This window comes from Flavobacterium sp. HNIBRBA15423 (assembly GCF_052655965.1).
Map to the genome: position 1 here is coordinate 2,941,226 of NZ_CP199751.1, position 11,568 is coordinate 2,952,793.

The following is an 11,568-nucleotide window of genomic DNA, read 5'->3' on the forward strand; positions in this document are numbered from 1 at the left end:
TTATTTGGGGAATTCAATGTTAATTTTTAATCCTTTATTTGTTTCAGTATCAAAAGTAATACTTCCATTTATTTCATGAATACGGTTTTCCACATTAAGAAGTCCGTTTTTAATAATTTTTTCTTTTTCAAATCCTATGCCATCATCTTTATATTGAATCTTAATGGTTTTTTCAAGTGTTTCAAAGGTGACCAAAACCAATTTAGCTTGACTGTGTTTTTTCATGTTAACCAATAATTCACTCAAAATACGATGGATTTCAATTTGCTTATTGGCTTTTATTTTTTCCCAATCTATTGCACTACTCCCTTTAACAATAACAGTAACTTGTTTGGAATTATAACTCATTAATAATTGATTTAATACTACTCCAAACTCTTTTCCAGTCTTTACTTCACCAGTTTGCTTAGAAATGTTTCGAGCTTTATCATAAATAGCATCTAAACCTTGTAATACATTTTCTTTATTATCTGGATTTTGTAGGTCTTGTGTATCAATAAAAGTCATGGTATTAAACACATCATTGGCTAATTCGTCGTGTAGTTTTTTTGAAATGCGAGTTTCTGTCTCATAACCAATTCTTTTTTCTCTTTCTTTATTTTTTTTCCTAATAATATAAATAATAAAAAGAGCGATTAAAACACTAACTACAAATAATAAAAGGTAAATAATTTTCTGTTTTTTCTGATTTTCACTTTCCTCGATTGCTAAACGTGATTCATATTTGATATTTGCGAATTGGTTTTTAACAGTTTGTCTTACCACATCAATACTGTCTCTTAAAAAACTAAACTTTTCATAATAGTTTTTAAATTCATCTTTATTCGAAGTGTTTCTAATTAAGATATCCAATGCTTCAAGTCTATCATCTGGGCTATTCACTTTGGTAGCAATATCATAAGCATTAATCGCAAATTTATTTGATTCAGAAATAATCGAATCTTTAAAAAATCGAGACAAATGCATTAACGGAGCTAATTTTTGATATTCATCACCTATACTATCTTTAATTCTTAATGATTCTGAAATATAATGATAAGCTTTATTTTTTTCTCCAATATTAAAGTATGCAAAACCTAGATTATCAATTATCCTAGCATATTCAATTCTATCTTGTTTTAAATTCTCTGTTTTAATAAGTGATTGATATATTTTAATTGCACTTTGAAAATCATTTTTCACTATATATATTACACCTTTGTTGTTAAGTATTGTTAATTTGTCGTTTTCAGAAATTTTTCCTTTTAAACACAAATTGTAATACTTTAGAGCGTTATCAAAATCAAGCATTCTCTGGTAAGAAGTACCAAGCGAACTATAAATTGAATAAATAAAACTAGAATCTTTAACTTCATTAAAATAATCGAAAGCTTCAGTAGCTGTGGCTTCACTTCCTGAATAATCTCCTTTTATTTTTTGAATTTTTGCCATTTCAGCAAGTAAATAAACAATTCTATCTGCTTGTTTTTTGTTACAACTTAACTTCGCTTTATTAAAATAATAATACGCACTATCCAGATTAAAAATAGTGTCTTTATACGTAATTGCTTTATCTATGAATTGTTTATAATTATCAATAATAATAGCATCTTCTTTATTATTACAAGAAAAAAGAAAAAGGAGTACAAATAAAAACGGGAAATGTTTCATAATGAATTGCATTTCCCGAATTTATTAAAATTAATCAAATAAATCACATTTGATTATGGAAAAGAAGGTGTTGGTGGCGGTGGAGGATTAATAGTTCCTGTTTGACCACCTGTTTCTCCACCCGTATCATCATCTGCATACTGAGTTGTTGCTACACTTTCCGAAATATCTTCAGCAGTACATGATGTAAAACTTGCTGAAAATAAAATAATTGCTATAAATAAATAAACGATTTTCATTTTTTTCCTTGTTAAAAATTAAACATGGGAATAGCTGTTCGAGTTTTTCTCGAGTTTTTTAAATACAGCTATGCCGTTAACATTTTTTTTTGGGAAGTGAAGTGTGCTAAAACAGAAAAGTCATATTTATACTTCCCTGATAAAAATCATAATCCGTTTAGCATCACTTTTTTAGAAGTAGTTTTGTACATTTGTTCTTATCGCGAAATAGAACAAGAACTAAATCTGAGACAAAGATTTGGTAATTTTTTGGTAGTGTTGATACGGAATTCCGATAGTTCCGATAGTTCTTTTTAAATCTGAAAAAATCTGGTATAATCCGAAAAAATCTGAAAAATCTGAAAATAAAATATGGTAAAAGATTACTTAGAAGAGTATAGAAAAAGCATTAGAAAGCAATATGAAATCCAAAAAAATGGAATTCATTCGAACTTTTTATTAAATCCAACAGAAGCAAACCTCAGGGATTTATGTATTTTAATTTTTAAAGAAAATCAAAATATAGATGATTTGAATAGTTTTAGATTGTACTTAGGTTTTGATTATTCAATAAAAACTTCACATGAATTGAATGATATAAAAAAATTAAATAAATTAAAATCTTTAGGAAAATTCTTAAAAGGGAAATCAAAACTAAAAAATATAAACGGATTAGACTTGATAGCTATGCTAGTTGATTTTGAAAAAAGACCTTATAATAAATTTTATAGAAATTATACTAATGAGGACATTCAATCATCTACTGAAAAATCAGATGTAAATGTAGACACAGAAAAAAATACCGATTCCTCAGTTTTAACTATTGTAGATGTAGAAACTCCTCCTGAGAAAGAAACAATCAAAAATACTAAATCAGGAATTTATGATTTTATAAAGAAAAACATAAGAAGTATAATTGCAGGTTCTACTCTTTTTATTGTAATCTCTTTTGGAGTAAATCATTTTACATCTGAAAAAGAATGTATGACATGGGTAGAAGACCATTATAAAGAAATAGATTGCAATGCTTTAAATGAAAACTCTAATTTAATTCTTATTCCAAAAGACGATAAACTAATCCAAAATTTCAAAAAAATTATTCCCTGTGACACCACAAAATATGAAAGAAATGGCAGAACCTGTTTATGGTATGGAAAATCATTAGATGGAAAATATGAATTTTTTACGGCACTTTATTTTCATCCTGAAACTGGCATTACTCTAAAAAAAGTTACCTCCACTATTATGAAGAATTATGGAAGAGGTCCTTGTAAATAATTTTTTTTCTAATAAAAAGTTCTATTTTTCATTGACAAAAATATACTAAGTATAACCTGTTAGGTGTAATTATCTATTGTCGTCAGTTCGAGTGTTTTTTATGTAATGAAATGAAATAAAAAATGTATCGAGAACCTTTTAAATAAAATTTTTCTTATTCTCAATACATTTTTCTTTCAAAAATTACTCGAATTGACGAAAACTAATTACACCCAACGGATTAAGCATACATCTAAATTGACTTTTTAAAGTTGCTTTTTAAATTTTTTACCTCTCATCCAAAAAACAGGTATTTCTACTCATTTTTTTTTGCATAATTTGAAATAAATTTGAAAAAATTTAAATAAAAACCCGTAACTTTTATCAGTAGAAATCGCTATTTTATCTGTATTAACAAAAAGATAAAAACTTAACCAATCATTTTTTATACAAAAAGTAAAAACAAACATAAGTAGTCATCTAACATTTAGACAACTATAAATAAAATGATAAAAGAAGAAAAGACAATAGTGATTGGTTGTGATCAGAGCGATACACTTACTATATTATTAGAAAGGCTTATGAGCATTCCTAATTTTTTAGTAAATGTTATTTCTGTTTCTCGCATTTCTGATTTATTGAGTATTACCAAATCATTATATCCTTCTTTATTGATTTTTAATTTTAGAAACAATCAAATCGCTATTGACGATTTTAATCGGCTTGTGAATAAACCTGAAATTCCATTGCTATGTATTTGTAAAAGATTTGATTCTGAAGCCTATTTGTTGAACAATAAAAATATAATTTTCACTTATTCTATTGATAATATAGCTAACAGAGTTCATTTCGCTTCTATTATACGTTCCATTTTTTTATTAAAAAATCAGTCCCAAAATTCCATGAATACAAATTCTATTGCTACTGAAGCTATAGAAAAAGATCTGGTAAACACAGATAGAAACATGAGCAGGTATGTATTAGAATTAGATCAAAAGATGGAAGTTTTATTAAGTGTAAAAGAACGTATAAAAACATTATGTCCTAATGTAGACAATGCCACAAGAATGGAATTATTGTCTATTGTAAATGCAATAAAAACATCTGCTAATGATACTAAACTATGGGAAGATTTTAAACTTTATTTTGAAAAGACTAATCCTAATTTTTTATTATTACTAGCTAAAAAGCATCCTAAATTGACTACTAAAGATTTAAAATATTGTTGTTATTTAAAAATGAATATGTCTAATGATGATATCAGAAGTTTATTAGGCATTAATCAAGAAAGTGTAAGAACGCATAAATATCGCTTAAAGAAAAAAATGAGACTCAACAAAGAGTTAGATTTACACACTTACTTAAAAGCGATTTAGTTCGTTTTTACTTAATCATTTCTTGCAAAATTCACACTTTATTCTCTTTTATTTTATTTCCCAATTACTTTTTCATTAAAAACTATTCTCGATGCATTTTCGTTCTATTTTATTATACAAAAAATACTCGAATTGCTGTTTTTGATACTCACAACCAATAAGTTATATAAATTCATTGTTCATTCTTATGTCTTTACAGCAATTACAATAGAATTATATTCTTAAATAAATTATGTCTACGTTTTGTCTATGATTTTTATTTTATTGTACACGAAAGGTATATTCCAAAATTTCCATTAACCGAAATAACAAGTTTAACTTTACGTCATTGGAAATTAAACCTATAAGGTTATTTTTAATGATGTCTTTTTTTGGTTAAACTATAAAAGAAAAATTTATGTTAATGAAATCACTCCAATTTACAGCTACTGTTCTTGATCAATATATCAAGAATAAATATCAATTGGATGAAAGTAAAGTCATTTTAAACAATGTTATAGACAGCAATGGGGTTATACCTACAAAAAATGAAAATAAAATTGTGGTTTCCTTAATTAATATAGAACAAGAAACATTACAACCTTTTTATATTCGCAATCAAAAGTTGCCCAATGGAAATTATGGTGATTTAAATCCTTCCCAAAGGTTTAATTTGGATTTACTGGTTACTTCAAATTTTGATGATTATAACGAATCTTTAAAGTTTTTAAACGCTGTTATCCAATTTTTCCAATCTTATGTAGTATTAGATGCTACTAATTTTTCAAATATTCCAACTGGTTTAAACAAGCTGGAGTTTGAGATTGAAAAATTAAATTACAATCAAATGCATAGTTTATGGACGGCTATGGGTGCAAAATACCAACCTTCAATAGTTTATAAGACGCGTTTAATAACTATTCAGTCTTATGATAACGAAAGCTTTACTCCTGCCATTAATCAAATTGAAAACAACTAACATTAAGCAGTATGAATAGTCAATTCAATATCGTTTTTTCAATACAAGTTTTCCATGAGTATTTTGAGAAAGGGATTTGTAATTGTCTAGTTTTTCAACCAAATAGAAATACAGCAAATCTTATAAATCGATATGGATTTAAAATAAATAAGAATGAAAACGGTTTTCATTTTTATAGCAATACAACGAAAGACATTACCACTTACTTAACTTATATTGAAGCGAATACCCAACAAAACTTCTTTGAATTTGATATTACCGCAACAGATTCTAATTTTACAGTATTTACAGAACTGCCCACCAATTGGATTGGTCAATTTGTATATACAAGCTCAAATGTGGGCAATGAAAATGAAAAATTAGTATTAACAGCGGATTCTTCTTCTAGCGCTAGTTCAGTTTCCATTGGTTCACTAAAAATTTATTTTCGAGATTTAATTGCATTGATAAATAAGACTACTGAATGTAACTATGCCATTACGTTTGAATCTAGAGCTACCCAATGGCGGTATTACATTATAAATAAAAGTGAGGTATCACTTAATAATCCAGAAATAGTTAGCAAAAATCCTATTCATTTTGAACAAGCAGTAACTGTAACTGTACAAAATGGAAGAAAGGCATTACTCTTTTCATCGGGTGAGAACTTTATGAAGATGAGTAAAATTGCAAAATATAAATTTGATTTAGTAGACAAATCGAATACCACAAATCAAACAGGAAAAATAATTTTTAAAGGGTTGCCTAATCCCAGTCCAAAAAATATAAATCTTGAAGAAGAAAATGGAAAGAAAATAGTTACATCACCCATGTATGTCTATATATAAACAATTAATAAAAATAAATATGAAAAACCATGATTGAATCTAACATTAAATCACCAGGTGTCTACATTAACGAATTAAATGCGTTCCCTAATTCAGTAGTTCCTGTTGCAACCGCAGTACCAGCCTTTATCGGGTACACACCCACAGCATCGTATGAAGGAAAGTCATACACTAATGTGGCGCAAAAGATTACTTCTTTTGCTGAATTTCAGGCTATTTATTGTTTTCCAGATCCAGCACCACCTGCTAGTCCTGCAAAACAATATGCTCCAGAATATTATTTGGTAAAACAAAAAAGTCAGCCAACAAAAGGAGATTATATGCTTATTGATAATGCATATTACTCTATTGTTCCTGATCCAAATACTATTTATTATTTGTACAATAGTATTAAATTGTTTTATGAAAATGGTGGAGGTGATGCCTATATTGTATCAGTAGGCTCTTATGGAGCACCTTCAAAAAATCCAATGAATCCAGGAGATCAAATTGTAAATCCAAATGTACAACTAGCCGATTTACAAAATGGTTTATCATTACTCTTAAATGAGCAGGAACCTACCATGTACATTTGTCCAGAAGCAACACTTCTTACCGTAGAAAACAATGGTACCTTGATGCAAGAAATGTTATTGCAATGTACGCAAATGCAAACAGCTGTTGCTATTTTTGACATTATTGGAGGACGTAATCCTGATCCTATTATGTATCCAAATGATATTGAAACCTTCAGAAACAATACTGGTTCACAAGGTTTAAATTATGGAACGGCTTACTATCCTTTTATAGGAACAACCATAATGCAAAATCAGGATATCGACTATACTAATTTATTTGGTGGTGATACAAAACAGCTTGAAGCATTATTAAATCCAGCTGATAATCCAAATCCAAGTGTGGCAAGTATTATGACCAACATCAATAATCCATCTTCTGGGCTAACTGTGACGCAAAACAACAATGCTTTAATAAATGCTAGCAAAACTTATAGTCTTATGATTAAGCATATCTTGTTTGATGCTAATATTTTACCTCCAAGTGGTGGAATGGCTGGTGTTATTACTACAACTGACAATCAAGAAGGTGTTTGGCAAGCTCCAGCAAATACTTCCATTGTAGGCGTTTCTTCTTTACCTATTCGTTTATCGGAAACACAACAAGGCAGTCTAAATGTAGATGCTGTTTCTGGAAAATCAATTAATGCCATTCGCTTTTTCAATGGTCTAGGAATTTTAATTTGGGGAGCGAGAACTTTAGATGGAAATAGTCAGGACTGGAGATATCTTCCTGTTAGAAGAACAATGACCTTTTTAGAACAGTCTTGTAAATTAGCAGCTAATGCTTATGTTTTTGAACCAAATGACAAAAACACTTGGGAAGCTGTAAAAGCTATGATCAGCAGTTTTTTAACTTCTATTTGGAAAGAAGGAGGACTTCAAGGAGCTTCCGCTTCAGATGCTTTTTCAGTAGCTTGTGGTCTTGGTACTACTATGACTTCAGAAGATATTTTAAATGGATTTATGAAAGTAACTATCAAAGTAGCTATAGTACGTCCAGCTGAGTTTATAGTACTTACTTTCCAACAACAAATGGCTACTTCTAGCTAAAAAATAAATACAGAAATGAACAATTTTAATAATTCTAAAAAATAAAATATTATGGCAGCAGATGACGGAAGCGTAGAAGGCGCAACATGGCCCATGCCAAAGTTCCGATTTGAAGTAGATTTAGGAACTGAATTAACAAAAGTAGCCTTTCAGGAAGTATCTGGAATGGATGTTGAAAATCAAATCATTGAATATCGAAAAAGTAATAGCCCTCTTTTTTCAACTGAAAAAATGCCAGGTATTACAAAATATGGAAACGTTACTATGAAACGAGGTGTTTTTGTAAATGACAATTCTTTTTGGGATTGGCACGCACAAATAACCATGAACACTATCAAAAGAAGAACCGTTATCATTCGATTATTAGATGAAAAAGGAGGAACTACCATGCAATGGCAATTAAACAATGCTTGGCCTACTAAAATTACAAGTACCGATTTAAAATCGGATGGTAATGAAGTAGCGGTAGATACTATAGAAATTGCACATGAACAACTAGTGATTACTAATGGCAAATAGTTATCCAGTAGGATTTTACTTTCAACTTTCTTTTAAAGGGGAAGATGCTGCTTTCAAAGAAGTATCTGGAATTTCAAAAGAATTAAGTATGGAAGAAGTAGTATGTGGTGGGGAGAATAGATTTAAATATCGACTCCCTACTATTACCACCAGTCAGAACCTAGTACTAAAAAGAGCATTAATTCCTGAAGGTTCCAAATTAATTGACTGGTGCGCGAGTACATTAGACGAAGGATTAGCTAATGCTATAAGTCCGCACGATGTTTCTGTTAGCTTGTTTAATTCTGATGGTTCTGTTTCAGTTATGTGGACATTTTACAATGCTTATCCTGTAAAATATGCTGTATCTGATTTAAAATCACAAGAGAATGAAATTGTAATAGAATCTATTGAATTAGCCTATACTTATTTTGTAATTACACCAGACACATCAATCGCAGATTTATTTGCTTAGCGTATGCCAATAGAAATAAGAGAATTAATCATAAAAACGGAAATATCTTCAAGAGGTAGTTTCAATGACACCACTATTAAAGAAGCTGAAACGCATCTTTTAAAAAAACAATTGCTTGAAGAATGTAGAAGAATGATTGCAGAACGGACTAAAAAAAATAGTCACAAAAGATAAAACAATACTATGGGAGCAAGTTTGGAACTAATGAAAATAACAGGATATACTGATGAAAACTTCCAACAAGCTTTTGGAGGTCAGCCTTATACTGTAATGATTAATCCAGATACTATTAAATGGCAGAGAGGCATTGAGTATAATGAACAACAAGCACCAAATACAAGTGCTCCTTCACAAAAATACAAGAGTACACCTGTTGAAAAATTGAATTTTGATATTACAATCGATTGCACTGGTATAGTAGATTCCAAAAGAACCGATATGGCTCAAGAAATTAGTGCTTTAGAAGGTATTATATATACCTATAATGGAAAAATTCACCGACCTAATTTTGTTAAAGTACAATGGGGAAAAAGTCTTGTTTTTAAAGGTGTATTAAAATCGATGGACACCTCATACACGCTATTTAAACCTGATGGAAGTCCTTTAAGAGCAAAATTATCATTAGGTTTTTCAGAATATATCTCTCCACAAAGTGTTGAGGAATTAGATGCAAAAAAATCACCTGATATTACTCACTTAATAAATGTAGTAGAAGGAAATACACTGCCACAACTTTGTGAACAAACTTGGAACGATGATTCCTATTATGTGCAAGTGGCTCAATATAATAATCTGAATAAATTTAGAAACCTAAAAGGAGGGCAAAAATTAATATTTCCTCCTATAATACAACCTCAATAAATGGCAACTCAAAGTGAAATAGCTTCTGGTAATACAGCAACATTTACAATAAAAGTGGATGGCACTGCAATTCCTAGCGAATTGAATGTATTGTCTGTACATATAAATAAAGAAGTAAACCGAATTGCTATTGCAAAAATAACCATACTTGATGGGGAAGCAAATACAGGAAAGTTTGATGCTAGTTCCTCTTCCACTTTTGTGCCAGGTGCAAAAGTAATTATTGAGTGCGGTTATGACTCTACAAATCAAGTTGTTTTTCAAGGAATCATTACAAGTCAATCCATTCGAATAGATGAAATGGTTGGTTCTGCACTAGAAATTGAATGTAGAGATGAAGCCATAAAAATGATTGTGGGTAGAAAGAGTTTGACTTTTAACAAAAAGAAAGATAGTGATATCATCACCTCGATTATTGGTACCTATTCGGGTTTAACAGCAAAAGTGACGGCAACCACTACTACTTGGCCAGAACAAGTACAATACTATGTGAGCGATTGGGATTATATTATGGCTCGTGCTGAAAGTAATGGCATGTTAATTACTACACTTAACGGAACTGTTACCGTTGCACCTCCTGATGCAAATACAAGCCCTGTTTTAAGTGTATCCTATGGAAATGGACTTATGCAGTTTAATGCAGTCATGAATTCAATTACACAAACAGATACTGTAAAAGCCAGTACTTGGGACTATAAAAATCAGGCTATTGCTTCAATGCAATCTACTAATAATGTTTCCGGCCCTGGTAATATCTCTTCCAAAAAACTTTCTGAGGTTGTAGGGTTATCAGATTATCAAGTACAAACCACTGCTCCTCTTGAAAATGCAGATTTGACGAATTGGGCAAAAGCACAATTGATAAAAAGTGAGTACTCAAAAATACAAGGAGAAGCAAAATTTCAAGGTACCAATTTAGTCAATCCTGGTAATTATATCACTTTGGGAGGTCTTGGAGATCGATTTAATGGAGATCATTTTATCTCTAGCGTTACTCATGATATATCCGAAGGCAATTGGATTACCGAGATAAGTGTAGGTCTTTCTCCTATTTGGTTTACAGAAGAACCCGATGTTATGGCTCCTCCAGCCTCAGGTTTATTACCTGGAGCAAGAGGATTATTTAACGGAACGGTAAAGCAAATTTATAATGATCCTGACTCTCAATACCGAATATTAGTTACTATTCCTTTGTTTGACACTAACGGAGAAGGTATTTGGGCACGATTGTCTAATTTCTACTCTACAAATGGAGCTGGTGCTTTCTTTTTACCAGAAGTAGGTGATGAAGTTGTTATTGGTTTTTTAAATGAAGATCCTCGTTACCCCATTATTTTAGGAAGCATGTATAGTAGTTCTAAATTGAAACCTTTTGAAGGTTTAACTCCAAATGAAAAGAACAGTATTAAAGCCATTGTATCTAAATCCAAAATAGCTATTGAATTTGACGATGAAAATGTAGTTTGGACATTAAATACTCCCAATAAAAATACCATTATTGTTAGTGATAAAGACAAACAAATTACAATTAAAGATCAAAATGAAAATAGCATAGTAATGTCTAGCAGTGGAATAACTATAAAAAGTGCAAAAGATATCAATATCGAAGCCACACAAAAAGTATCTATTAAAGGAAATCAAGGTGTAACTATAGCCTCTTCTGGTGGTGATGTTGCCACAAGTGGCATCAATATTAAAGAAACAGCTCAAAGCCAGTTCACTGCAAAAGGGAATTTAAACGCAGAAGTACAAGGTGGTGCTCAATTAGTTCTCAAAGGTGCTATGGTAATGATTAATTAGGAAGTTGAAAGTCAAAAGTAGAAAGTGATTATTTAGAGAGT

At 30.2% G+C, this 11,568-nt stretch carries 12 protein-coding genes; 10 read left to right on the forward strand and 2 right to left on the reverse strand.

What is annotated here, in order from left to right:
* The gene (locus ACULEV_RS13290) at positions 1 to 1,662 is read right to left on the reverse strand and encodes a tetratricopeptide repeat-containing sensor histidine kinase (RefSeq protein WP_445455534.1); all 1,662 of its coding nucleotides are present in this window, start codon (positions 1,660 to 1,662) and stop codon (positions 1 to 3) included.
* 41 nt (positions 1,663 to 1,703) lie between these two features.
* Entirely contained in the window at positions 1,704 to 1,889 is a 186-nt protein-coding gene (locus ACULEV_RS13295) for a hypothetical protein (RefSeq protein WP_445455535.1), read from the reverse strand.
* Between the two features lie 351 nt (positions 1,890 to 2,240).
* On the opposite strand from ACULEV_RS13295, the gene ACULEV_RS13300 reads away from it, so the two are divergent.
* The 10 genes from ACULEV_RS13300 to vgrG all read left to right on the forward strand — a co-directional run bounded on the left by ACULEV_RS13300 (position 2,241) and on the right by vgrG (position 11,527).
* Positions 2,241 to 3,146 carry a hypothetical protein gene (locus ACULEV_RS13300; protein WP_445455536.1) on the forward strand — a complete coding sequence of 302 codons (906 nt, stop codon included), beginning with the start codon at positions 2,241 to 2,243 and terminating at the stop codon, positions 3,144 to 3,146.
* 485 nt (positions 3,147 to 3,631) lie between these two features.
* Positions 3,632 to 4,501 carry a helix-turn-helix transcriptional regulator gene (locus ACULEV_RS13305; RefSeq protein WP_445455537.1) on the forward strand — a complete coding sequence of 290 codons (870 nt, stop codon included), beginning with the start codon at positions 3,632 to 3,634 and terminating at the stop codon, positions 4,499 to 4,501.
* A 403-nt stretch (positions 4,502 to 4,904) separates the two neighbouring features.
* Positions 4,905 to 5,459 (forward strand): DUF4255 domain-containing protein, encoded by a 555-nt coding sequence (locus ACULEV_RS13310; RefSeq protein ID WP_445455538.1) that lies wholly within the window; start codon positions 4,905 to 4,907, stop codon positions 5,457 to 5,459.
* A gap of 11 nt (positions 5,460 to 5,470) precedes the next feature.
* Positions 5,471 to 6,286, forward strand: a complete 816-nt coding sequence (locus tag ACULEV_RS13315) for a hypothetical protein (protein WP_445455539.1) — start codon at positions 5,471 to 5,473, stop codon at positions 6,284 to 6,286.
* Between the two features lie 29 nt (positions 6,287 to 6,315).
* A complete protein-coding gene (locus tag ACULEV_RS13320; protein ID WP_445455540.1) occupies positions 6,316 to 7,893 on the forward strand; it encodes a phage tail sheath family protein in 1,578 nt (525 codons plus the stop codon).
* A gap of 51 nt (positions 7,894 to 7,944) precedes the next feature.
* Entirely contained in the window at positions 7,945 to 8,412 is a 468-nt protein-coding gene (locus ACULEV_RS13325; protein WP_110305362.1) for a phage tail protein, read from the forward strand.
* Positions 8,402 to 8,866 (forward strand): phage tail protein, encoded by a 465-nt coding sequence (locus tag ACULEV_RS13330; protein WP_445455541.1) that lies wholly within the window; start codon positions 8,402 to 8,404, stop codon positions 8,864 to 8,866. The genes ACULEV_RS13325 and ACULEV_RS13330 overlap by 11 nt, the downstream gene beginning before the upstream one ends.
* Before the next feature lie 3 nt (positions 8,867 to 8,869).
* A complete protein-coding gene (locus tag ACULEV_RS13335; RefSeq protein ID WP_310282425.1) occupies positions 8,870 to 9,040 on the forward strand; it encodes a DUF5908 family protein in 171 nt (56 codons plus the stop codon).
* Positions 9,041 to 9,049: 9 nt separating this feature from the next.
* Entirely contained in the window at positions 9,050 to 9,727 is a 678-nt protein-coding gene (locus ACULEV_RS13340; protein ID WP_445455542.1) for a CIS tube protein, read from the forward strand.
* The gene (vgrG, locus tag ACULEV_RS13345) at positions 9,728 to 11,527 is read left to right on the forward strand and encodes a type VI secretion system tip protein VgrG (RefSeq protein WP_445455543.1); all 1,800 of its coding nucleotides are present in this window, start codon (positions 9,728 to 9,730) and stop codon (positions 11,525 to 11,527) included.
* Positions 11,528 to 11,568: the final 41 nt, after the last annotated feature.

Coding starts and splice junctions, on each gene's coding strand:
- ACULEV_RS13290 (WP_445455534.1), bottom strand. CDS start 1,662: ATGCAATTCATTATGAAACATTTCCCGTTTTTATTTGTACTCCTTTTT.
- ACULEV_RS13295 (WP_445455535.1), bottom strand. CDS start 1,889: ATGAAAATCGTTTATTTATTTATAGCAATTATTTTATTTTCAGCAAGT.
- ACULEV_RS13300 (WP_445455536.1), top strand. CDS start 2,241: ATGGTAAAAGATTACTTAGAAGAGTATAGAAAAAGCATTAGAAAGCAA.
- ACULEV_RS13305 (WP_445455537.1), top strand. CDS start 3,632: ATGATAAAAGAAGAAAAGACAATAGTGATTGGTTGTGATCAGAGCGAT.
- ACULEV_RS13310 (WP_445455538.1), top strand. CDS start 4,905: ATGAAATCACTCCAATTTACAGCTACTGTTCTTGATCAATATATCAAG.
- ACULEV_RS13315 (WP_445455539.1), top strand. CDS start 5,471: ATGAATAGTCAATTCAATATCGTTTTTTCAATACAAGTTTTCCATGAG.
- ACULEV_RS13320 (WP_445455540.1), top strand. CDS start 6,316: ATGATTGAATCTAACATTAAATCACCAGGTGTCTACATTAACGAATTA.
- ACULEV_RS13325 (WP_110305362.1), top strand. CDS start 7,945: ATGGCAGCAGATGACGGAAGCGTAGAAGGCGCAACATGGCCCATGCCA.
- ACULEV_RS13330 (WP_445455541.1), top strand. CDS start 8,402: ATGGCAAATAGTTATCCAGTAGGATTTTACTTTCAACTTTCTTTTAAA.
- ACULEV_RS13335 (WP_310282425.1), top strand. CDS start 8,870: ATGCCAATAGAAATAAGAGAATTAATCATAAAAACGGAAATATCTTCA.
- ACULEV_RS13340 (WP_445455542.1), top strand. CDS start 9,050: ATGGGAGCAAGTTTGGAACTAATGAAAATAACAGGATATACTGATGAA.
- vgrG (WP_445455543.1), top strand. CDS start 9,728: ATGGCAACTCAAAGTGAAATAGCTTCTGGTAATACAGCAACATTTACA.